Genomic DNA, 23,505 nt, shown 5'->3' on the forward strand with positions numbered 1-23,505 from the left:
AAGAGTATGCCTGTAATTTTAATCTTAAAAAAGTATTATTTTTTTAAAACAAAAGATTTAATAAGATGTGCTTGTTAGCATCACACTTTTAAAAGGAAAAATAATTTGATTTAACAATTAGACGACGTCCACACACGGTTTGTTTTCAATGAAACATGGTATCACGCAAACGGACTGTGTTCACTTATTGATTCGTACCGCTTTCAGCGAGTTGTCTCAATGATTTAACCTCATGTGGTGATAATACTCTGCCTTCTCCTGCACCTAATCCTTTTAATGTTAACGGTCCAAATGAAACGCGAGATAGTTTTTGAACGTTAAAACCAAAATGTTCAAACATTCTTCTCACCTGTCTATTACGTCCTTCTGTAATTGTGATTTCTACTAAAGAACTATTTTTCTCTTTATTTTGTTTTTTGACTTTCAGTTTTGCAGGTTGTGTGAGTCCATCTTCAAGCATAATTCCTTTTTCTAATGCCTTCACTTGATCTCTTAAAATATATCCTTCTATTTTAGCAACATACGTTTTTGGTATTTTAAAACGAGGATGTGTCATTAAATGCGTAAAAGCACCATCATTCGTTAACAATAATAAACCGGAAGTATCATAATCTAAGCGCCCTACTGGATAGATACGCGTTTCAAGATCGTCGAAATAATCAGTGACCACTTTTCGACCACGATCGTCAGAAACACTCGTAATGACTTGGGCAGGTTTATAAAATAGAATATATAATTTATCTTCCAGTTCAAGAGGAATCCCTTCCACACTGACTTCATCGGAAGGGCGGACTTTCGTTCCAAGTTCAGTGACTGTAACACCATTCACTTGTACTTTACCTTCTTGGATTAATGTTTCTGCTTTACGTCTTGACGTATAGCCGCTATTTGCGATCCGCTTTTGTAATCTTTCTAATTCTTTGCTCATTATGATTCTCCTTTTTGATTCACTAACTGACTAAAAAAGGATTCGATTTCCTCTTCTTCCTCATCAGTTGTAGGCAATGCTTCTAAGTTTTCTAAGCCAAACACATTTAAAAACAATTCAGTTGTATATAATTGTTGACCTCGGGCTTCAGGGTTATTTCGAGGTTCAATTAAACCTTTACCAATCAGCGTCTTAACTGGACCATCTGAACCGACGCCTCTAATTAATTCTATATCATTTCTAGTAACAGGTTGATTATAAGCTATGATAGCTAAGACTTCCATGGCAGCTTGTGAAAGTTTTGTTGATGCTTTATTAATAATCAGCGACTCTATATAAGGTTCAGCTTCTCTTTGCGTTGTTAAAATAAAGCGATTACCATATTGATGGATTTCAAGTCCAGGTAAATTTAATTGAGAAATTGCCGTGTTTAACGTGTCTGAATCAACAGCTAGTGTTTCGAGTAATTGTGCTTCATCAATGCCATCTTCACCGACTGTATACAAAATTGCGGCAAGTGCTTCTATTGTATTAAGTGTCATAATTAACCCCTTTACTGATTTCGATATTCTGAAATGCTTGAACTTGTTGTAATTGAATGATGCCATTTTTGGACATTTCTAACAAAGCTAAGAAATGCGTGACGACATGTTCAATCGATTCATGAAATGTAAACAAGTCAAAAAACGAAATGCGAGTAGATGTTTTTAACTGATCATATATGTGCTGGGTCGATTGTTGAATCGTATACGTTTCTTTTCTTATATCTACTGTTGTTGGCTTCTTAAGTGCAACACGGGTTTTCATTTTTTGATATGCAACGATTAACTCGGTTAAATCGATTTGAGTATCGGGTGACATGCGCTCAGATTGCTCATAATGTGACAAATCTGTCGGCGCTTTTGTGTAATAATGCGCACGAAGTTCGCGTTGCTCGTTTAACATTTCAGAATAGGCTTTGTAGTTTTGATATTCAATTAATTTTTCAACAAGTTCGTCACGTGGATCCTCTTCTAATAAATCCTCTTGGGGTGTGTCAGGTAATAACATTTTACTTTTAATCATTAAGAGTTCAGAAGCCATTAACAAATATTCACTTGCGATATTAATTTCGAGTTGCTTCATTGCATGAACGTACTGCATATATTGCTCTGTTAATTCACGCATAGGAATATCATAGATATCAATTTCGAATTCATTGATCAAGTGCAACAACAAATCCAGCGGCCCGTTAAAGGCATCAAGTTTTACTTCATACATGGATGATCCTCATTTCATATTGCAAGTCATGTGCATAATAACAAAAAATATTATAGCATGTTTATGTATAACAATAAATTTTTGGAGTGATAAAATGAAAGAAAGTGATTTAGTTCATTTTTATTATCAATTTCATTATGAACAGCATTATTTTTTATGCCATGATATTTTAGAGGAGGCGTGGAAACTACAATCTGAGTTTACGAAACAAGATGCGGTTGTAAGTTTAATCCTATTGGCTACAGGATGTTATCACTATCGTAGAGGTAACTATAAAGGCGCCCACAAAACCTTTAATAAAGCTTATCAAATCATTCAATCCTATAAACCGAATGAACTGGTATATTTAGGTTTAAATATTGCAGAATATAAGGAAGTATTAAAGCATTTAATAAGCGCGACTTCTCTAGAAATCCCTTTTTCTCCGATTCAACTGCCTCTGACAGAAGAAATGGAACAACAAATTGAAAGTGAGTTTCCGAATTATTGTGTAACGAAGCATGTTGTCAGTACGCCTTATATTTTACATCATCATCAACTGAGAGATCGGACAGAGGTTATCGCAGCACGTCACCACGCACTTACACAAAGAAAAAAGGAATAAAACAGATGATTCTTAAATGAACTTCTGTTTTATTCCTTTTATACTTTCATCTCTAAAGCCCAAACGCTAACTTCGAATAAAGTACTAAGCTCTAGGATGATAGTCTTGGTAAATCTTACGAATCTGATTTTTAGTCACATGCGTATACAATTGTGTTGTAGAAATATCTGAATGTCCTAACATGTCTTGTACCGCACGCAAATCAGCGCCATTCTCCAATAAATGTGTGGCAAATGAATGACGTAATGTATGTGGTGTTAGTCTTTTGGTAATGCCTGCTTTAAGCCCAACTTGCTTAATCATCTTCCACACGCCTTGTCTTGACATTGGCTTACCATGCATATTTAAAAATAAAACATGGGTAGTCGTATGTTTTAACAATTGTGGTCTTATCTCTTGTATATAATGTGCTAAACAATCGATGACCGTTTCACCTAAAGGCACAATTCTTTCTTTGCTTCCTTTACCAAACACTTTTGCAAAGCCCATGATAAGATTGACATCTTGGACTTCTATATGAATAAGTTCAGATACACGCATCCCAGTCGCATATAAAAGTTCTAGCATTGTTTTATCACGATAACCGTTAATTTTTGAAGTGTCAGGTGTCATTAATAATTGGTCAACCTCATCAATAGATAGCACATCAGGTAACTTTCTATCATATTTGGGTGTCGCAATAAGGACTGTTGGATCGTGCGTCGTATAGCCTTCTCTCAAAGCAAATTGATGAAAGCTTCGAATTGTCGAAGTGAATCTTGCGATGGATTTCGCTGAATGTCCTTCGTCATGTAAAAAACCAAACCACTCTTGAATGATTTGCCGATTAACAAAATTTAAATGAGTAATTTTTTGCTCATTCAAATAGTTTAAATAGTGGTTAAGATCACGACGATACGCAGCGATTGTATTGTTGGACAAACCTTTTTCTATTTGAATAAATCTTAAATATTCATCTCGAATTTCTTCCATGCATTGACCTCAATTCTTGTCAATATCATTACATTTGCGCTTTCGTGCCTTTGCCCTCTTTTTGACACGCTTCACAAATACCATGAAATGTAAGTCTGTGATCTAAAATCTTAAAATTAAATTCATTTTCAACACGTTCTTCTACTTGTGGTAATAAGTCTTCTTCTATTTCATCTACTCTACCACACTCCATACAAACAAGATGGTGATGAAAATGTTTAGAGCCCTCTTTTCGTAAATCAAAACGTGCAACACCATCACCAAAGCTCACCTTATCCACGACTTTTAAATCTGCTAAAAGTTCTAGTGTACGGTAAACAGTGGCTAAACCAATTTCAGGTGCTTTTTCTTTTACTTTTAAGTAAACATCTTCGGCACTTAAATGATCAGTCTCATTTTCAATTAAAACACGCACCGTTGCTTCACGTTGTGGTGTTAACTTATATGAAGACTGTTGTAACTGTTGCTTCACGCGATTAAGTCTTTCCTCCACGGAAGCCTCACCCCTCTACTGAAAATTATAATTATTACAAATTGATTGTTTTACTTGTTATAAATTACCAGTAATTGAGAAAAAAAGCAACTCATATCGGTTATTTATTTAGAATGATTATAATGTAATAATAGATATTGGAATGCAATCAGTGTTTTAGCATCTTCTATTTCATGTGTTTCTACTGCATTTTTAACATCGGCCATCGAAAAATGAACTTTCTCAACAAACTCATCTTCATCCAAATGAACAGTGCCCTTTTGGAGTGAGTCCGTAAAATAAATAGATATTTTTTCATCTGCAAAACCAGGTGTCCCATAAACTTCGCCAATCAAATCTAATCGGTCAGTTCGATAACCTGTTTCTTCTTCAAGTTCTCTCATTGCCGCTTCTTTTCTATCTTCACCAGGTTCAAGCTTTCCAGCAGGTATTTCTAGTAATGTTTGTTCTAAAGGTTTGCGATATTGCTTCACTAGAATGACTTCATTTTCTGGTGTTACAGCGCAAATCGCAACGGCACCATTATGTTTTACGATTTCTCTATAGGCTGTTTTTTGATTGGGTAAGCGGACTTCATGTTTCTCTACATTTATAATTTTGCCTTCATAAATCGTTTCTTTTGATATTGTTTTTTCTTCAAAATTCATCAGTGATATGCCCCTTTTCAATTTTTCTCACAGTTTGCTATCATTAGTATACATAAATTTTATCGGAAGGAGCTTTAACATGCAAAAAAACACGTTGAAAAGTGGTCTGACTTTGTCAGAATTAGGATTGGGATGTATGAGTCTAGGTACAGATGAAAGTGATGCTTCTAAAATTATAGAGACAGCTATTGAAGCGGGTATTACCTATTTTGATACGGCAGATATTTACGATAAAGGTGAAAATGAAAAGATTGTTGGGAAAATATTAAAAAAATATCAACAAAACGGTGATATTGTTATTGGAACAAAAGTCGGCAATCACTTGAAAGATAACGGAGAAACTTTTTGGGACCCTTCAAAAAAATATATTAAAAATAATGTGAAACAATCTTTAAAAAGACTTGGCTTAGAAAAACTTGACCTCTACATGCTTCATGGTGGAACAATTGAAGATCCATTAGACGAAACGATTAGTGCATTTGATGAATTAAAGCAAGAAGGATTGATCAAAGCCTACGGTATTTCATCTATACGCCCTAATGTTATTCGTTACTATTTGGAACATAGCCAAATTGAAACGATCATGTCGCAATTTAATTTAATTGATAATCGCCCGCTCGATTTACTTGACGAGATTAATCAAAAAGGTGTGAAACTTTTAGCTAGAGGCCCAGTTTTTAAAGGATTGCTCACCAACAAAGCGGAAGTCACTTTAAATCATAAATTTAAAGAAGGCATTTTTGATTACAGTTTCGATGAATTGAAACAAACAATTCAGTCGCTTCAACAGATTAATCCTCAGCTTACTGCGCTTGCCTTTGAATTCTTAAAGTCTCACGCAGTATTAGGATCGATTATCGTTGGTGCGAGTACACCTGAGCAATTGCGTGAAAATATTCAACAGTATCATTCAACGGTTACTAACGAACAACTTCAAGCTGCAATGGATGTTGTCAAACGCCTTCATTATGCAGAACATTGGGAAATGTAACTTAAAAACCCTTCCTTTTCTTACCTAGAAAAAGAGGTTTGGCAAATTTTTCAATCCATCTGGGAGCAAGTTGATACCATTTCAACATTAAGTGGAGCCCTTTCGGAAGATTGACTTCAATTTTCTTTTGTTTCATCGCTTTGATGATTTGCGTTGCTACAAATTCGGGTTGTAGCATGATTCGTTTCACTTGATGGGCATATTGCCCTGATGGATCCGCCTTACCATGAAAAGGTGTTTGAATCGGCCCTACGTTTACTGTCATAACGTGCCAATTAGGCTGTTCCATTCGCAACGCATTAAGCAGATGATTAAGCGCTGCTTTACTGCCACCATAATGAGCAGCATAAGGTTGTGTAGCAAATGCAGCGAGGCTACTGATGCCTACAACACTTGCATGGGCTTTAAAGAATGGTGCGCATCGTTTAAGTAAAATCGCAAAATACACGATATTGATTTGGTAAGTCTCTACTACTTCAGCATCTTCATGCTCAAGCAATGATTTAAAATAGCCTAAACCAGCACAATGAATAAGCCCGTCATATTGGATGTCTGGGTTGAATTGATGATTGATCTCACGTACTTGTTGGATATTAGAAAGGTCGCATTCAATCAAATGCACATTCTGATTTGAAAAGTACGCACGTGCTTTGTTAATATCCCGTACAATTAATGTTAATTCACAGCAGTCTTGAAGCATGGCTTGAGCCAATGCGAATCCGAGACCACTCGTACTACCAGTCATAATAAAATGTGGTTTTTGCATAAAATCACCCTTTATCTTTTAAATCGTTCCCATAACGTTATGAATAACTGTAATGTAAAAGTACTAAATAAGGAAGTGAAATGTCGTATGAAAATCGTTTTTTATGGTGCTGGCAATATGGCACATGCTATTTTTACGGGTATTATTAATTCAAAAATTTTGGCGCCTGAGGATATTTATTTAACGAACCGTACGAATGAAGAAATGTTGCAATCTTATCAAGAAAATTTAGGGATTCAATATAGTTATGATGATGAAGCCTTATTAAAAGATGCCGATTATGTTTTTCTTGGATCAAAACCACACGATTTTGATCAACTTGCTACACGCATTAAAGGAAATATTCATAATCAAAATAAATTCATTTCAATCATGGCAGGACTACCGATTTCTTATATTAAACAAAAACTTGATACGCATGCTCCGATTGCACGTATTATGCCAAATACAAATGCACATGTCGGCCATTCTGTGACCGGTGTGAGTTTCTCTTCGAATTTTGGTCCAACTTCTAAAGAAGAAGTTTTAGAAGTCATCAATGCATTTGGGTCTGCAATCGAAGTTCAAGAAGCACATTTGCACCAAGTCACTGCAATAACAGGAAGTGGTCCTGCATTTTTATATCATGTGTTCGAACAATATGTGATGGCAGGTACAAAATTAGGTCTTGAAAGAGCTCAAGTAGAAGAGTCTATACGCGAGTTGATTATAGGCACGAGTAAGATGATTGAGCGTTCTGATTTGAGCATGGAACAATTAAGAAAAAATATCACTTCAAAAGGTGGTACGACACAAGCTGGATTAAATGCATTATCTGAATATAATTTAGAAGGTATATTTGAAGATTGCTTGAATGCGGCTGTCAATCGTAGTATTGAATTATCAGCGCAAGAAGATGATATGTAATTATAAAAGGTTTCATATATAAGTATTGAGGCTAGGATATTAATTCTAAAATAAGTAGCGCTAAGATGAATTTTACTAGAAAATCGTCTTAGCGCTTTATTTTCATGATAAAACTTCGTATTGTATGACTTTACCTTCCAAGGTGACTGCCTCAGACTGTATACTTCGGCTGTCCTGTTCTAGCCTTTCTGCTTCGATTAATCCAAATTGAGTTAAGACTTCAGCTCTCACGCAGCGAGATCATAAATGCAAGGCTTTCAAGAATTTTATGTCTCGGACGTAATTTATTGTTAGCGAGATTGCTATTAAAATGTATAACTATCAAAATCTTCAACAAACTGAAACGATTGTTCAGATTCAGCTTGAATTTGTGCTTCTATCAATTGAATGTCTTCTTTAGTGTAGCGTCCACTTAAGTGCGTCAGCAACCCATGCTTAACTTGACCATCTGCCATTAATTGAAGGACATCTTCAATATGACTATGATGATAAGCATTGGCTAATGACTTATCGCCTTCAATATATGTGGATTCATGAACTAATACATCAACGTGATGTGCAAGTTCAAGTGCATGCTCACTCGGTTTTGTATCACCAAAAATAGCAATGGTTTTCCCTGTTTTTTCAGGTCCTTTGAATTGATTCGCATCATAAGTTTTGCCCTCATATTCAAATGTATCTTGAGACTTAATCTTTTGATAGAGCGGGCCTGGCGGAATACCTAACGCTTTTAATTTTAAAACGTCTAATTTTCCTGGCGTATTCGGTGCCTTAATACGATATCCGTAGCAAGGGATACCATGGTTTAAAGGCCTAGCATTGACTTCAAAATGATTAATACTTAAATCAAGACGCTTGTCTATTTCGATAATGTGTAACGGATAATTTAAATGTGAATAAGTTAATGATAAATTGTATTCAATAAAATCTTTAATGCCTTTTGGCCCAATTACAGTCAGTGGCTTTGATTCTCCACCTTGAAATGAACGACTGGTTAAAACGCCCGGTAAGCCGAAAACATGATCACCATGCATATGTGTGATAAAAATGTGACTGACTTTTCCGAGTTTAATGGAATGGTGGAGTATTTGGTGTTGGGTTGCTTCGCCCACATCAAAAAGCCAAATATCTGTTAAATAAGGCTCGAGTTTTAAAGCGATAGATTGTGTATGACGCTCTTTAGTAGGTAACCCTGCACTGGTACCAAAAAATGTAATTTCCATGCTTCGTGCCTCCTTAGCGTTATATTACCATAATTGCCGATGAATCGGTAACGAAATCTGACTGTATGTGCTTAAAGCAGAATTGTATGTCATTATGGGCGATATGCTTTATAATGTACACATATTTAATATAAAAAGAATTGAGGTTTTGAATCTTGAATAAGACAAATAATCATATTCCAGCGCTTATTACCATATTCGGCGCAACTGGTGATTTAAGTCACCGTAAATTATTCCCTTCCCTTTTTCATCTCTATCAACAAGATAATTTAGATGAAAGAGTAGCGATTATTGGTATCGGTAGACGTCAATTGACTAACGATGATTTTAGAGCACAAGTAAAAGCATCTATTCAAGCGCATGTCCAAGATACAAAACATTTAGACAAATTTATGCAACATATCTTTTATCAACCCCATGATGTGAATGATGAAGCAAGTTATCAAACACTTTTAGAGTTAAGTGAATCTTTAGATCGTACATTCTCTTTAAGGGGGAACCGTGTCTTTTATCTTGCGATGGCGCCCCAATTTTTTGGCATCGTAACAGATTATCTAAAATCTTCTGGCTTAACAAACACAAAAGGCTTTAAACGTTTAGTCATTGAGAAGCCTTTCGGTAGTGATTTAAAATCAGCGGAAGAATTAAATAAACAAATACGACGTTCTTTCAAAGAAGAAGAAATTTTTAGAATTGACCACTATTTAGGAAAAGATATGGTTCAAAATATTGAAGTTTTACGTTTTAGTAATGCGATGTTTGAACCTTTATGGAATAATAAATATATTTCCAATATTCAAGTCACTTCATCAGAAATATTAGGTGTTGAAGATCGTGGTGGCTATTATGAATCTAGCGGTGCTTTGAAAGATATGGTGCAAAACCATATGCTACAAATGGTAGCATTATTGGCAATGGAGCCACCTATTAGTTTGAATAGTGCTGACATTCGAGCAGAAAAAGTTAAAGTATTAAAATCTATGCACGTATTAAAACCAGAAGAAGTACGCCAACAGTTTGTTAGAGGTCAATATGATCGTGGAACGATTGACGGTCAACAAGTGAAAGCGTATCGTGAAGAAGATAAAGTAGCTTCTGATTCTAAGACGCCAACTTTCGTTTCTGGGAAAGTGCTCATTGATAACTTTAGATGGGCTGGCGTTCCATTTTATATCCGTACCGGTAAACGTCTAAAACGTAAATCCATTCAAGTCGTGGTTGAATTTAAAGAAGTTCCGATGAACCTTTATTATCAAAAAGATAAACATTTAGATTCTAATTTGCTTGTTATCAATATTCAACCGAACGAAGGTGTTTCTATTCACTTGAACGGTAAAAAATATGTACAAGGAATTGAAACTGAACCCGTTCAATTGTCTTATGCGATGAGTGCACAAGATAAAATGAATACTGTCGATGCATATGAAAACTTGTTGTATGATTGCTTAAAAGGCGATGCGACAAACTTTACGCATTGGGAAGAATTGAAATCAACATGGAAATTTGTCGATTCAATTCAAGAAGCTTGGGACAAATTTGAACCAGAATTTCCTAACTATGAATCTGGAACAGATGGTCCGTTAGATAGTGATTTATTGTTAAGTAGAGATGGTTTTAAATGGTGGAATGACATTCAATAATTTAAAAACATAAGGCTAATAGAAAATGAGCTAAGAGATACGGTTTTAGTATCACTTAGCTGTTTTTTGTTATATAATTGATAACTAGATACGAAAAATCGTGCGTCGTGAGTTTTAAGAGTATAGGGAGTGAAAATTTTGGACGTTATCAAACAGTTGCAACGTGCTATAGTCTATATGGAAGATCATCTTTTAGAATCGTTTGATTTGCAAACGTTAAGTGAATACGTTGAAATTTCTCCTTATCATTTAGAACAATCTTTTACGATGATTATAGGCCAAACCCCTCGTGAATATTGTCGAGCGAGACGATTAACGTTAGCTGCCAAAGATTTAATTCAAGGTGCAAATCGTTTAATCAATGTGGCTAAACGCTATCATTATGAAGATGTAAATGATTTTGCACATGATTTTAGTGATTATCATGGGGTTTCACCGTTACAAGCTAAATTGAAGCAAGACCAATTGAAAATGCAAGAAAGATTGTATTTGAAATTATCAACGACTTCTCGTCCCCCACTTCCTTATCGTCTCGATAATATGGGAGGCTTTACTTTAGTGGGGCACTCTCGTTTTATCCCTTCAAATGAATTAGATAATCATTTTATTGTGCCTGACTTTCTTGAGGATTTGAAAGCAGATGGCCGATTGAAAGATATGATACGTTATAATGATCGCAGTCCTAGCGAATTATTTGTTGTAAGCTGTCCTTTAGATCAGGGCTTGGAAGTTTTTGTAGGTGTGCCAAGTGAGCGTTTGCCTGCACATTTAGAAGATCGTTTCTTTGCTGAACGTCAATTTGCATTGTTTAATTTACAAGGAGAGATTGATTATGTCACGAGTGAAGCGTGGCATTACATAGAAACCAGTTTACAACTGACTTTACCTTTTGAACGTAATAGTCTTTACGTTGAAATTTATCCATTTGAGATTTCTTTTGAGGATCCATTTACGAAAGTGCAACTTTGCGTACCAGTCAATATTGACGATGAGTAATATTTGAAGTTACAAATAAAGATACTAAAAAGAGACTCGCAACTTATTGCTTGCGGAGTCTCTTTTTTAATCATTTGATATCATCCAAAATGGATTACTCTGTCCAGTGTGTATGGAATGTACCTTCTTTATCTTTACGTTGGTAAGTGTGTGCACCAAAGTAATCGCGTTGTGCTTGGATTAAGTTGGCAGGTAATTCAGCTGAACGATAACTATCATAGTAGTTAATACTTGCTGCAAAACCAGGAATTGCAATACCGTTTTGAACACTTGTTGCCACGACATCACGCAAAGCAGATTGATATTCTGTAACGATATCCTTAAAGTAATCATCTAATAAAAGATTTTGTAATTGATTGTCTTTGTCGTATGCATCTTTAATTTTTTGTAAGAATTGCGCACGAATGATACAACCTTCTCTCCAAATCATCGCAAGTTCGCCTAATTGTAAATTCCAATTATTATCTTCACTTGCAGATTTCATTTGGTCAAATCCTTGCGCATATGAACAAATTTTACTCATGTATAAAGCGCGACGGATTTTTTCAAGAAATGCTTCTTTATCCCCTTCAAATGAAGCAGAAGGACCATTTAAAAGTTTTGAAGCATTGACACGTTGTGTTTTTAATGAAGAAATAAAACGTGCAAATACAGATTCAGTAATGATTGTTAATGGCGCTCCTAATTCTAAAGCGTTAATCGATGTCCATTTACCAGTCCCTTTTTGTCCAGCTTGGTCCATGATTTTTTCAACAAGCGGATCGCCATTTTCATCTAATTTCGTGAAGATATCTCCAGTGATTTCAATAAGATAACTTTCTAACTCGCCAGCATTCCAAGATTTGAATGTTTGAGAAATCTCTTCATGTTGCATACCGAGTAAATCTTTCATAATGATATAACTTTCAGCAATAAGTTGCATATCTGCATACTCGATACCATTGTGTACCATTTTAACGTAATGACCAGCGCCGTTTGGTCCAATATAAGTCACACAAGGTGTACCGTCTTTCGCTTTAGCAGAGATAGCTTCTAAAATGTCTGCCACTTTCTCATAAGCTTCTTTTTGTCCACCAGGCATCATTGAAGGACCAGTTAAGGCACCGACTTCACCGCCAGAAACACCCATGCCGATAAAGTTAATACCACTTTCAGCTAATGCTTTATTTCTACGAATCGTATCTAAATAGTTTGTATTGCCACCATCAATTAAAATATCGTCATTATCAAGTAAAGGTAATAAACTTTCGATTGTTTTATCTGTAGCTTCACCAGCTTTAACCATTAATAATATTTTACGTGGTTTTTCTAAAGAATTTACAAATTCTTCAATTGAATATGTTGGAACAATGTTTTTTCCTTTTGATTCTTCAACCATTAAATCTGTTTTTTCAGAAGAACGATTAAATACTGATACACTGTAGCCACGGGATTCAATATTCCAAGCTAGGTTTTTACCCATTACGGCTAAACCTACTACACCAATTTGTTGTGTCATTTTACTAACCTCTCTTATTTATAAATTACGGACTTATTGTACCATATAATAAGTCATGAAACACTTTCGCAATCTTATTTAGCGATTTCAATGATTTTAAGGACGTAATTTGCTAAATCATTTAAAGATTGTGTTGAAATACGTTCGTCAGTTGTGTGTATTTTTTCATAGCCAACACCTAAAATGACAGAAGGAATGCCTAATTTATTAATGATGTTACCGTCTGAACCGCCCCCACCGACATTGACTTGCATATCAAAGCCAAGCGCACGAGAAGCTTGTTCAGCAATTTGATACACTTTGTCTTCAGGCTGAATTCGAAAGCCTGGATAAGAGAGTGAAGTTTCAACTTCTGCGTGACAATTAAATTGCTCAGCAGTCGATTGAAAGGTTTTCTCCATATGTTCGATTTGTGCATCTAATTTTTCTTTTGAATGAGAACGTACTTCTGCCCATATATTCACGAGATCAGTGACGACATTTGTCGGCCCGCCCCCTTGGAACTTTCCAATATTTGCTGTTGTTTCGTGATCAATTTGCCCTAATTTCATTTGACTGATGGCTTTCGCTGCAATATTGATAGCACTAATACCTTCTTCAGGGGTACTCGCATGTGCTTTTTTACCATGAATTGTTGCATTGACTTTTGATTGATAAGGCGCCCCAGTAGTGATATGTCCGACAGGAACTGAAGAATCAATAGCATATCCATAATCAGCATCTAGATCGTCTTTTCTTAATGCTTTAGCCCCTACTAAGCCTGATTCTTCTCCGACTGTAATCACAAATTGAATTTGTCCGTGTTGAAGATTTTGCTCTTGTATCACTTCAAGAACTTCAAATATAACCGCTAAACCTGCTTTGTCATCTGCCCCTAAAACAGTAGTTCCATCTGAATAAATAAAACCATTTTCTTTGATAATAGGCTTCACGTTTCGACCTGGCTCCACAGTATCCATGTGACTCGTAAAATAAATTTTGTCATACTCTGTATGAGTGGCTGGTAATGTACAGATTAAATTATTTGCACCAAATCCTGTTTCTTGTTGTGCTTGGTCTTCAACAACTTTTAATCCTAAAGCCTCGAATTTACGTTTTAGGATGGGTTGAATGATTTCTTCATGCCCTGTTTCAGAATCAATTTGTACTAATTCAAGAAATGTATTTAACAATCTTTCTTCATTAACCATTATGTCACCTTCCTTTGAACTTTAATGTCATTTTATCGAAAAACCCTCATTATGCAAAATATCTAATTTTAAATCAGAGTTAAAATTGCTTTGGCGTTTTGAATTAATGAATGTTATAATTTCGTTATTAGTCATTGATGATAAGCGTCAACGGTATTAAGTTCATTTAATAATGGCGTATTAAACGTAAATATCAATGAATTGGCTATTTATTATGATGTTATCGATGGTTTTCATCGAGGGATGAAGTACAGTTGATGTCATTTTTAAAACCATGTTTGTATAGTCAAATTTCGAGATGATGACTTGGAGGCGTAGATTTTGTTAAACAAAAAGGTTAGAAAAGTTTTATTAATTGTCATGCTTTTAGCTATCGTCGCGTCACTTATTTTAACAGGTGTCGCACCTTTGTTAAGCATGTAGTGGATGTTAAAAGAGCCTGAGACAAAATTGTCTCAATAATCGATGAAATCCGAGGTTTTCGTAAAAAACGAAAAATCTCGGATTTTTTTCCTTTTATCATCAGTTTAGCCGCACTAGATGCGACTAATTTCCTTAGGCACCTCGTTAGTTTAGTTTTTGTTGTGATTAATTAAATTATACGAAAGTGCCTTATTTTTTAAAGGATAATGGTGAATGATTACATATATAAGCGAAGTATTTATAGCGAGACTCCTGAGGGAACAGGACGAGCCGAAGACTACAGGCTGAGGCTGTCCCCTCGGAAAGCGAGCCTATATAATACGAAGCATGACAATAAAAAGGAAGCTCGAAGAGGATTTTTATCAAAATCATCTTCGAGCTATTTATTTTGGTATTTATGTCCCAGATTCTTTTATATTTCTTTTATGGGATAATTCAGACTACTATTGAACTTCGTGGTGCATTTTAAGTGATCCAAATTTAGATTTAATCGTTAAATACTCTTCAGTATCATATAAAATTTGTATCATACTTGAGCGCGTATGAAGCTCTTCATGCGTAGTGGGTAAAGGCAATTGTTCGATTTCCAAACGAATTTGGTAAAGTGTGTGAAGGCGTAACGCAGTATAGTTATTTTCATTCACATTTTCCGCCATTTCTTTAAATAAATGAGAGACACGCGCACTCATAACATCATCAGCATGAATATGTTCGATATGGTCCTTTATCCGTTTTAAAATTTCAACTTGGTCTTCTCGCATGTCGAAATAATGATAGTAACTATTTTCATTACGTACAAAGTGATTTTTAACATCCCTAAAAGCGAGTGATTTTGCTTCTTGTATTGTTTTAGAAAGAGAATTAAATGAAACATTAGGATGATTATTATGTTGAGCACAAGCATCGCTGTAAACATAAAAAATCCGTTTAATTTGAGCTTCTATCTCTCGCTTATATTTAGATAATGCGTGATCGAGATTTGGCATAATCGTATTCATTGTAAAAGCGATGGATAAGCCAACGATCAACAATAAAATCTCATTAATAACAAGGTCAAAATTTATTACTTTTGCATTAAAAAAGTGAAGTAAAATGACAATACTTGTGACGACACCTTCTTGCATATTAATCATTACTGTTGTAGGAATAAAAAATAAAACAATTAAGCCGAGTACCCAAGCATGTTGACCGAGTAAAGTGAAAATTGTTGCTCCAAAGGCGATAGCGATAAGACAGGAAATAAAACGAGAAACGATGGCGTGTACAGAGTTCATTTTTGTATCTTTGATACATAAAACAACTAAAATAGCACTAGATGCGTAATTATCCAACCCTAAAAGCTGTGCAATGATTACACCTAGTGCCATGCCTATCGCAGTTTTAATCGTTCTTAATCCGATACGATATGGATTTAAACGTAACATGCGACGTCACCCTACTTTTCAACACAGTAGCGATCAAACAAACGTTGCAATTGAGTGATGACATCCATTGTATCGTGTCCCTCGATTTGGTGGCGTTCCACCATTTCAGTAATTTTGCCATCTTTCATCAGCGCAAAAGAAGGACTAGATGGTGCATACCCTTCGAAATAATCTCTTGCACGTTGTGTCGCTTCTTTATCTTGGCCCGCAAATACTGTAACAAGACGGTCAGGTAATACATCGTAATGTAAAGCGTGCATTGCAGCTGGACGTGCAATTCCTCCTGCACAGCCACAAACAGAATTCACCATGACTAAAGTTGTACCCTCTTGTTTGAAAACTTGATCCACTTCTTCTTCTGTCGTTAATTGTTCATAACCAGCATGGTCCATTTCTGAACGCGCTTGCTGAACGACATTATTCATATATAAATCAAAATTTAAATCCATTTTGACATTCCTCCATACATTAGGCTTGAACTATTTTTATTTTACTAAACGTTCATGTGGACTGCAATCATTCTATGTTCGCTTTTAATGTCGAGAAAACATTTATATAGAAGGTATCCTATATGATTCCCTGTATCATCCACCAAAAGCAGATGTGTTTATTTTTATAAAAAGAAAAAGCTGAGCGCGCCATGCCCAACCTTTTCTTTTTAATGTTTATATAAAATGTTGATGCTTATTTAAATAACTTGCATTGTACTTTCTATGTGTAACGAATGATTTTAGCTTGTGTTATAGGTTTGATTCGTTATTTACAGATTAATATATTTGCGTATGCTCTAAAGTGTAGCTTTCAATACGTTGTTTGACTTCATTTAGAAATTGTCCTGCTTGTAAACCATCAAGTATACGATGATCTAAAGAGAGACAGAGATTGACCATTTGACGGATTGCAATCATATCATCAATGACAACAGGTCGTTTCACAATGGATTCTACTTGAAGTATTGCAGCTTGTGGATGATTAATAATGCCCATAGAGCTTACAGAACCGAAAGTCCCTGTATTATTGACAGTAAAAGTACCACCTTGCATATCTTCATGTGTTAATTGATGGCGACGTGCTTTTTGTGCTAATTCATTGATCTCACGCGCAATGCCTTTGATGGATTTTTCGTCTGCATGGTGAATAACAGGTACGAATAGTTTATCTTCATGTGCGACAGCGATTGAAATATTCACATCTGAATGAAGAATAATTTCATTTTCATGCCACGTACTATTGAGAAGTGGATATTTTTTCAAAGCTTCAGCGACAGCTTTTACAAAAAAGGCAAAATAAGTTAAATTATAGCCTTCCTGTGCTTTAAACTGTCCTTTATAGTGATTTCTAGTTTTAGTTAATTCAGTGGCATCCACTTCTACTTTCATCCAAGCGTGTGGAATTTCTTGAACACTTTGTACCATTTTTTTAGCAATTTGTCTGCGAACACCGTTAATTGGAATAGCTTGTGAATGGTTGTCATGTGAAAAGACATGCGTATTCTCATGACTTGTAGCTAGCTCCTGAACGACGGGTTCTTCAACAGTTTGGTTGTGTGTTCCAGAAGTTTGTGATGTTTGCGTAGCTTGTGATGTAGTACCTTGACCTGCGATATACGCTTCAATATCTTTCTTTGTCACACGACCTTCAAAACCGGTGCCTTCTACATTTGCTAAATCAATATTATGTTCCGATGCCAGACGAAATACGACTGGTGAGAAACGGCCGTTATTTTTAACTTTAGTACCCGCCTTATCTTGATTAGAAGTCACAGATTGAGGTGCATGAACTGCTTCAGTCGTTCCTGATGCTTCTTGTTGCTCACTAGATGTACTTACAGAGGAATCTGCATCATGATTTGCCACTTCCATTTCACATATCACTGCACCGACTTCAATTGTTTCGCCTGCTTGCGCAATAATTTTAGTGATTGTACCAGTATATGAAGAAGGTACTTCGGCTGTAACTTTATCTGTAATAACTTCGCATAAAGGATCATATTCTTCAATTTGATCGCCTTCATTGACTAGCCATTGTTCAATCGTTCCTTCATGGACACTTTCTCCAAGTTTTGGCATTTTAATTTCCATGATGACCCTCCTTAAAAGCGCGCAAGTTCACGCATTTTATTTTTAATTTTATCTGGATTAATCATAAATTCGTCTTCGAGTGGAGGCGAAAATGGCATTGCTGGCACATCAGGACCAGCAAGTCGCATAATTGGCGCATCTAAATCAAATAAGCAATTTTCGGCGATAATTGCTGCGACTTCAGATAAAATACTGCCTTCTTTATTATCTTCAGTAACTAACAAGCATTTCCCTGTTTTTTTCGCGCAACGAACAATCGTTTCTTGATCAATTGGATATACCGTACGTAAATCTACAACTTCAACATCAATATTTTCATCTTTTAATATATCAGCGGCTTGTAAGCAATAGTTCACTGCAAGCCCGTATGAAAATACTGTAATGTCATTACCTTCACGCTTAACATCTGCTTTGCCTAACGGTACAGTGTAATACGCTTCAGGTACTTCCTCTTTTAGTAATCGATACGCCTTTTTATGTTCAAAAAAGAGTACAGGATCATTAGATGCGATAGAAGCAAGTAACAAACCTTTCGCATCATACGGTGTTGAAGGAATAACGACTGTTAAACCTGGTGTAGACGCAAACACACTTTCAATACTTTGGGAGTGGTATAAAGCACCATGTATGCCGCCACCAAACGGCGCACGAATTGTTAGAGGTGCGTGCCAATCATTATTAGAACGATAACGTAATTTTGCGGCTTCACTCATAATTTGGTTTGTTGCAGGTAAAATATACTCAGCAAATTGTATTTCAGCAATAGGACGTTTGCCCATCATGGCTGCACCTATAGCTGAACCGACGATATTTGATTCAGCCAGTGGTGTATCTAATACACGATACTTGCCATATTTATCTTGTAAACCTGCCGTAACACCAAATACGCCTCCCTTTTTACCCACATCTTCACCTAATATAAATGTTTGAGGGTCTTGTTCTAATGAAAGATCCAATGCTTGTTTAATTGCTTCTAAGTAAGTGATTTTAGCCATGTTTAAAGCCCTCCTTGTTCATAGACATATTGGTAAGTTTCTGATGCATCAGGATAAGGTGAAGCTTCAGCCTCTTTCGTTGCTTTATTGACAATGGCTTGATTTTCTTGCTCGATTTTATCAAACCAATCCCGATCGACTAATTCATTATCGATGAGATAAGATTTGAATTTTAAGTTACAATCATTTTCTTTATCTTGCGTTTTTTCTTCATTAGAGCGATAACGGTCATCATCGTCAGAGGAGTGTGCAGTTAATCGAGTACACATTGCTTCAATGAGTGTAGCGCCTTCACCGTTAATCGCGCGTTCTCGTGCCGCTTTAATAGCCCCATAGACCGCAATAGGATCATTTCCATCAACTGTTTCACCAAACATGCCATAACCTTTAGCACGGTCTGAAAGTTGTTCAGCGCCATACTGTAAATCTTTAGAAACGGAGATAGCATATTTATTATTTTCAATTAAACAAATAAATGGTAAATCGTGAACACCTGCAAAATTAAGCCCTTCATGAAAGTCACCTTGGTTTGAACTTCCTTCGCCAAGTGTTGTCAATGCGACCTGTTGTTTGTTATCCATTTTAAATGTTAACGCCGCACCTACAGCATGTAATATTTGAGTGGCAACAGATGAACCTTGAGACATAATTCCTACTTCTTTTTTACTAAAATGTGAAGGCATTTGTTTTCCGCCAGAGCTAATATCATCTCTTTTACCGAATGCCGATTGCATTGTTTCTAATGGTGTCATCCCTAGATAAGTAACGAGTGCGAGGTCTCGATAATAAGGGGCTGTTACATCTCCTTTTTGTAGTGCATAAGCAGTCCCAATTTGAGTTGCTTCTTGCCCTTGACAACTAATTACGAATGGGATTTTACCTGCTCGATTTAATAACCACATTCGCTCATCAAGTTTTCTTCCTAAGTCCATCGCTTGATAGATTACCTTTAAATCCTCAACTTCTAGTCCTACACTTTTATAATCTTTCATATTCATTTCCCTCCTTATATCTATATATGGATAGATTGATTATTCATTTTAAGACCGAGTTCCATCATTAATTCAGAAATCGATGGATGTGCATGTGTAGATAAGCCCAATTCTATAGATGAACCATTCATAAAATGTAATACGCTGAGTTCATTAATTAATTCAGTCGTATGGGGACCTACGAGTGACGCACCAATAAAACTTTCTGAATCTTTTTCAAATAAAAGTTCAGCAAAGCCTTCAGGTTGATTGGCTGATTCAATCATCGCTTTACCGTTCGCTCTAAATGGTGCCTTAACAACTTTAAAGTTTAATCCTCTTTGTTTAGCTGTTTCTTGGTTTACCCCTATAGATGCAATTTCTGGTGATGTATAAACACATTTTGGCATTTGATCATAGTTTATTGGTAAAGGATTTTCATTAAACATATGCTCAACGGCTATAACGCCTTCTCGTGCACCTACATGCGCTAATTGTAGATGACCAATCACATCACCTGCAGCATAAATATGTTGATCCGCAGTCTGCATCCACGCATTCGTTAAAATCATCTGTTTTTCATTTAGCTCAACTTTTGTATTGTTAAGTCCTATGTCCTGCGTATTAACCCTTCTACCGATTGAAACGAGAACTTTCTCAGTAGAGAAAGATTGATCAACATTAAAAGTTACTTTATCGGTATGAATTTCAATATCTTCCTCATTGAGTGCTGTATTTGTATAGAAAGTAACGCCTTGTTGTTCTAATTCTTTTTGAATCAGACGACTGCTCTGTTGACTTTCAGTAGGAAGGATTCTTGGACCTGCCTCTATGACATAGACTTTGACACCGACTTTACTCAAAAAGGATGCAAATTCTAACCCTATGACGCCACCCCCAATAATCGTCATTGACTGAGGTAATGCGGTTAACGTCATCATGTCATCACTACTTAAAATTTGCTCGTAATCAAAAGGTAAAAATGGCAGCGCCAGTGGGTTTGATCCTGTTGCAATCAAAACATAATCATTAGGTAATAATTCAGAAGATCCATCTTCATATTCAACTGAAACTGTCCCACTTTGTGGTGTGAAAATAGAGGCACCTAACAAGCGACCGACCCCATTAAATACATCGATTTTATGTTGCTTCATTAAACCTTGAACGCCTTGATACATTGTTTCAACAATTCGATTTTTACGCTCCATCACTTGTGGAAGGCTAAATTGAAATGTAGAAGGCTCCGCTTGAATACCATATTGATCGGCATTTTGCATTAAATGATAGACTTCAGCTGATTTGAGAAAAGATTTTGTTGGGATACATCCCCTATGTAAACATGTGCCTCCAACTTTTGATTTTTCTACTAAGGCCACATTTTTTCCTAATTGACTCGCCCTTATTGCAGCAGAATAACCTGCAATGCCACCACCTAAAATAACGACATCATATTTTTCTTTTGTCATAATATTTATCTCCTATCGATACGTTTGGATTGATATTTCTTGGTTAAATGCACGTTGTGCTTGGTCGGCCAATGTTGTCATTTCATGTTCTCCGGCATAAACAGAAATAGGTGCAATCCAATCTACGTAAGTTGAAATCAATTCAACGAGTTGCTCATTAAAACTCATTCCACCTGTTAAAATAATTTGATCAACTTTACCTTTCAAAGTTGCAGCACGTTCTCCAATCACTTTTGAAATTTGAAGTGCCATTGCCCCAATGAAAAGTCGTACTTTTTCATCCGTATCATAAGACATCATGATTTCTTTCAAATTTGAAGTCCCAAAATACGCAGTTAAGCCAGATTCACGACTGAGGATTGCATTTAACTTTTCAGCAGATAACTGATTCCTCTCCATATAAGTGATTAGTAAATCATTCGGTATACTTCCTGCTCTATCCATAGCCATGGGGCCTTCGCCATAAAGTGCTTCATTGACATCGATGACACGACCTTGTTGATGGGCACCAATACTAATACCGCCACCCATGTGTGCGACTATCACATGCACATCTTCATAGTTTTTATTGACGCTTTTCGCATATTTGCGAGCCATCGCTTTTTGATTGAGTGCGTGAAAAACACTGCGTCGTTGGATATCCGGTATCCCTGTCACACGTGCTTCATCGATTAATTCGTCTACAACAACAGGATCAGTTGTAAATACAGGAATATGATATTTTTGGCCTAAACGATAACCAATCATTGCACTTAAGTTCGAAGCATGAGCGCCATAATCAAATGATTTAAGGTCATTATACATTGCACTATTCACTTCATAGGTTCCGCCTGACAAGGGCTTTAGTAAACCACCACGACAAGCGATAACATCCATATTATCAAGTGTTTGATGATGAGATAATAAATCTTGTTCAATCAATTGCTGACGTGTTTGTTCTTGTTCTAACAAAGTTTGATTAATAACAGAGGTTGAATGTTTAATATTTTCATTTAAAATACATTCATCATTACGGTAGATTGCATATTTACTCGATGTACTACCAAGATTTAAAACGAGTGTCGTTACCATAGAATACCTTCTTTCAAAACTTCAACAAATTCCTTTTTATCTTATGGTTGCGAAACACAACGCTAAATAAACTTTAGCGCAACCAATATTGAGTTCACTTTATTTTCTATACTATCTGCTCTAGATGTAAGTACAATAGGAAAGCGTGCACCTAAAATCAAGCTTGCAACTTTTGCATGGCCAAAGTAAGTAAGCGATTTATAGAGAACATTCCCAGCATCAAGGCCAGGTACGATTAAAACATCAGCATTACCTGCTACTTTCGTGTGAATCCCTTTTTGGATTGCACTTTTCTTATCAATTGCATTATCTAAAGCATACGGACCTTCAATTAGGATATCCTCATCGATTGGGTGCGACGCATAAAATTGCTGTAATGTTTGCGCTTTTAAAGTTGAAGGGATTTTGTTACTAACTTTTTCAACTGATGATAAAAGTGCAATATTTAATGAGTCGTAGTCTAGTTGTCTCGCAAAACGGACAATATTATTAATCATTGCTTTCGTATCTTCAACTGAAGGAGTGATATTTAAGGCCACATCAGAAATCATAAGTAATTTGTGATAAGTCGGTATTTCACATATTGCAAGATGATTGAGGAAAGGTTTTGAATCCACTGCATTTCTTTTTAACACTGCTGATAAAATTTGAGCAGTCGGAATTTGCCCTTTCATCAAGATATGTGCTTTTTGATGATAGAGATCGTCTAAACAGTGTTCTATCGCTTCATCTTGCGTTTCAAATGTATGAATATGAATGCGTGTCAATAACTCTGGTGATAGGTCAAATGAACGTATCAACTCTGAAGCATCTTGATAATTGTATAATATAAATTCCGCTTTAGTTTTATTCAAAACTTCGACAATCACGTTGATTAATGGCTCTTCAGTTGCATTAATCATCGCAATGGTTCCACTGAAATTTTGATGCCCTTTTAGTAATGCTTTAAAATTCATATCA

The 23,505-nt window shown here is 35.9% G+C and carries 24 protein-coding genes; 6 read left to right on the forward strand and 18 right to left on the reverse strand.

Features of this window, described 5'->3' with window-relative positions; all coding sequences use genetic code 11:
* Positions 1 to 184: 184 nt before the first annotated feature.
* From HMPREF1208_RS04275 to HMPREF1208_RS04285, 3 genes are read right to left on the reverse strand one after another with little or no spacing between them, the layout of a single operon-like run.
* Positions 185 to 928: a pseudouridine synthase gene (locus HMPREF1208_RS04275; RefSeq protein ID WP_016425125.1), complete on the reverse strand. Its 744-nt coding sequence runs from the start codon at positions 926 to 928 to the stop codon at positions 185 to 187.
* Positions 928 to 1,470, reverse strand: a complete 543-nt coding sequence (gene scpB, locus HMPREF1208_RS04280; protein WP_016425126.1) for an SMC-Scp complex subunit ScpB — start codon at positions 1,468 to 1,470, stop codon at positions 928 to 930. Before scpB ends, HMPREF1208_RS04275 begins: the two co-directional genes overlap by 1 nt.
* Positions 1,460 to 2,188, reverse strand: coding sequence for a segregation and condensation protein A (locus tag HMPREF1208_RS04285; RefSeq protein ID WP_016425127.1), 729 nt, complete (start codon positions 2,186 to 2,188; stop codon positions 1,460 to 1,462). The genes scpB and HMPREF1208_RS04285 overlap by 11 nt, the downstream gene beginning before the upstream one ends.
* 94 nt (positions 2,189 to 2,282) lie before the next feature.
* On the opposite strand from HMPREF1208_RS04285, the gene HMPREF1208_RS04290 reads away from it, so the two are divergent.
* The gene (locus HMPREF1208_RS04290; protein ID WP_016425128.1) at positions 2,283 to 2,792 is read left to right on the forward strand and encodes a DUF309 domain-containing protein; all 510 of its coding nucleotides are present in this window, start codon (positions 2,283 to 2,285) and stop codon (positions 2,790 to 2,792) included.
* An 84-nt stretch (positions 2,793 to 2,876) separates the two neighbouring features.
* Here HMPREF1208_RS04290 and xerD read toward each other — a convergent pair whose 3' ends face one another.
* The 3 genes from xerD to HMPREF1208_RS04305 all read right to left on the reverse strand — a co-directional run bounded on the left by xerD (position 2,877) and on the right by HMPREF1208_RS04305 (position 4,904).
* Positions 2,877 to 3,764, reverse strand: coding sequence for a site-specific tyrosine recombinase XerD (xerD, locus tag HMPREF1208_RS04295; RefSeq protein ID WP_016425129.1), 888 nt, complete (start codon positions 3,762 to 3,764; stop codon positions 2,877 to 2,879).
* Between the two features lie 28 nt (positions 3,765 to 3,792).
* Positions 3,793 to 4,257 carry a ferric iron uptake transcriptional regulator gene (gene fur / locus HMPREF1208_RS04300; protein ID WP_016425130.1) on the reverse strand — a complete coding sequence of 155 codons (465 nt, stop codon included), beginning with the start codon at positions 4,255 to 4,257 and terminating at the stop codon, positions 3,793 to 3,795.
* Between the two features lie 104 nt (positions 4,258 to 4,361).
* Entirely contained in the window at positions 4,362 to 4,904 is a 543-nt protein-coding gene (locus tag HMPREF1208_RS04305; protein ID WP_016425131.1) for an NUDIX hydrolase, read from the reverse strand.
* 79 nt (positions 4,905 to 4,983) lie between these two features.
* On the opposite strand from HMPREF1208_RS04305, the gene HMPREF1208_RS04310 reads away from it, so the two are divergent.
* Positions 4,984 to 5,895 (forward strand): aldo/keto reductase, encoded by a 912-nt coding sequence (locus tag HMPREF1208_RS04310; RefSeq protein ID WP_016425132.1) that lies wholly within the window; start codon positions 4,984 to 4,986, stop codon positions 5,893 to 5,895.
* 1 nt (position 5,896) lies between these two features.
* On the opposite strand, the gene HMPREF1208_RS04315 is transcribed toward HMPREF1208_RS04310, so the two are convergent.
* A complete protein-coding gene (locus HMPREF1208_RS04315) occupies positions 5,897 to 6,661 on the reverse strand; it encodes an SDR family NAD(P)-dependent oxidoreductase (RefSeq protein ID WP_016425133.1) in 765 nt (254 codons plus the stop codon).
* 87 nt (positions 6,662 to 6,748) lie between these two features.
* Between HMPREF1208_RS04315 and proC the strand changes: the two genes are divergently transcribed.
* A complete protein-coding gene (proC, locus tag HMPREF1208_RS04320; RefSeq protein ID WP_016425134.1) occupies positions 6,749 to 7,567 on the forward strand; it encodes a pyrroline-5-carboxylate reductase in 819 nt (272 codons plus the stop codon).
* Between the two features lie 305 nt (positions 7,568 to 7,872).
* Here the strand turns inward: proC and rnz are convergent, their stop codons facing one another.
* Positions 7,873 to 8,790: a ribonuclease Z gene (rnz, locus tag HMPREF1208_RS04325; RefSeq protein ID WP_016425135.1), complete on the reverse strand. Its 918-nt coding sequence runs from the start codon at positions 8,788 to 8,790 to the stop codon at positions 7,873 to 7,875.
* Positions 8,791 to 8,945: 155 nt separating this feature from the next.
* Between rnz and zwf the strand changes: the two genes are divergently transcribed.
* Both zwf and HMPREF1208_RS04335 read left to right on the forward strand, forming a co-directional pair.
* Entirely contained in the window at positions 8,946 to 10,430 is a 1,485-nt protein-coding gene (zwf, locus tag HMPREF1208_RS04330; protein WP_016425136.1) for a glucose-6-phosphate dehydrogenase, read from the forward strand.
* Positions 10,431 to 10,568: 138 nt separating this feature from the next.
* Positions 10,569 to 11,426 (forward strand): AraC family transcriptional regulator, encoded by an 858-nt coding sequence (locus HMPREF1208_RS04335; RefSeq protein ID WP_016425137.1) that lies wholly within the window; start codon positions 10,569 to 10,571, stop codon positions 11,424 to 11,426.
* A gap of 94 nt (positions 11,427 to 11,520) precedes the next feature.
* Here the strand turns inward: HMPREF1208_RS04335 and gndA are convergent, their stop codons facing one another.
* A complete protein-coding gene (gene gndA, locus HMPREF1208_RS04340) occupies positions 11,521 to 12,924 on the reverse strand; it encodes an NADP-dependent phosphogluconate dehydrogenase (protein ID WP_016425138.1) in 1,404 nt (467 codons plus the stop codon).
* A gap of 74 nt (positions 12,925 to 12,998) precedes the next feature.
* Positions 12,999 to 14,114, reverse strand: coding sequence for a tripeptidase T (locus HMPREF1208_RS04345; protein WP_016425139.1), 1,116 nt, complete (start codon positions 14,112 to 14,114; stop codon positions 12,999 to 13,001).
* Between the two features lie 321 nt (positions 14,115 to 14,435).
* On the opposite strand from HMPREF1208_RS04345, the gene prli42 reads away from it, so the two are divergent.
* Positions 14,436 to 14,537, forward strand: coding sequence for a stressosome-associated protein Prli42 (gene prli42 / locus HMPREF1208_RS12040; RefSeq protein ID WP_155976431.1), 102 nt, complete (start codon positions 14,436 to 14,438; stop codon positions 14,535 to 14,537).
* Between the two features lie 443 nt (positions 14,538 to 14,980).
* Here prli42 and HMPREF1208_RS04350 read toward each other — a convergent pair whose 3' ends face one another.
* The 8 genes from HMPREF1208_RS04350 to HMPREF1208_RS04385 all read right to left on the reverse strand — a co-directional run bounded on the left by HMPREF1208_RS04350 (position 14,981) and on the right by HMPREF1208_RS04385 (position 23,501).
* A complete protein-coding gene (locus HMPREF1208_RS04350; protein WP_016425140.1) occupies positions 14,981 to 15,961 on the reverse strand; it encodes an aromatic acid exporter family protein in 981 nt (326 codons plus the stop codon).
* Positions 15,962 to 15,972: 11 nt separating this feature from the next.
* Positions 15,973 to 16,410: a bacilliredoxin BrxB gene (gene brxB / locus HMPREF1208_RS04355; RefSeq protein WP_016425141.1), complete on the reverse strand. Its 438-nt coding sequence runs from the start codon at positions 16,408 to 16,410 to the stop codon at positions 15,973 to 15,975.
* Between the two features lie 318 nt (positions 16,411 to 16,728).
* Positions 16,729 to 18,042, reverse strand: coding sequence for a dihydrolipoamide acetyltransferase family protein (locus HMPREF1208_RS04360; RefSeq protein WP_016425142.1), 1,314 nt, complete (start codon positions 18,040 to 18,042; stop codon positions 16,729 to 16,731).
* An 11-nt stretch (positions 18,043 to 18,053) separates the two neighbouring features.
* A complete protein-coding gene (locus tag HMPREF1208_RS04365) occupies positions 18,054 to 19,037 on the reverse strand; it encodes an alpha-ketoacid dehydrogenase subunit beta (RefSeq protein WP_016425143.1) in 984 nt (327 codons plus the stop codon).
* Positions 19,038 to 19,039: 2 nt separating this feature from the next.
* Positions 19,040 to 20,029, reverse strand: coding sequence for a thiamine pyrophosphate-dependent dehydrogenase E1 component subunit alpha (locus HMPREF1208_RS04370; RefSeq protein ID WP_016425144.1), 990 nt, complete (start codon positions 20,027 to 20,029; stop codon positions 19,040 to 19,042).
* Positions 20,030 to 20,049: 20 nt separating this feature from the next.
* On the reverse strand, positions 20,050 to 21,474 hold the full coding sequence (lpdA, locus tag HMPREF1208_RS04375; protein ID WP_016425145.1) for a dihydrolipoyl dehydrogenase: 1,425 nt from the start codon (positions 21,472 to 21,474) through the stop codon (positions 20,050 to 20,052).
* A gap of 12 nt (positions 21,475 to 21,486) precedes the next feature.
* Complete coding sequence (buk, locus tag HMPREF1208_RS04380; RefSeq protein ID WP_016425146.1) at positions 21,487 to 22,545, reverse strand: butyrate kinase; 1,059 nt, start codon at positions 22,543 to 22,545, stop codon at positions 21,487 to 21,489.
* 62 nt (positions 22,546 to 22,607) lie between these two features.
* Complete coding sequence (locus tag HMPREF1208_RS04385) at positions 22,608 to 23,501, reverse strand: phosphate acyltransferase (protein ID WP_016425147.1); 894 nt, start codon at positions 23,499 to 23,501, stop codon at positions 22,608 to 22,610.
* Positions 23,502 to 23,505: the final 4 nt, after the last annotated feature.

Source organism: Staphylococcus sp. HGB0015 (genome assembly GCF_000411275.1).
Classification (GTDB): Bacteria; Bacillota; Bacilli; order Staphylococcales; family Staphylococcaceae; genus Staphylococcus; species Staphylococcus schleiferi.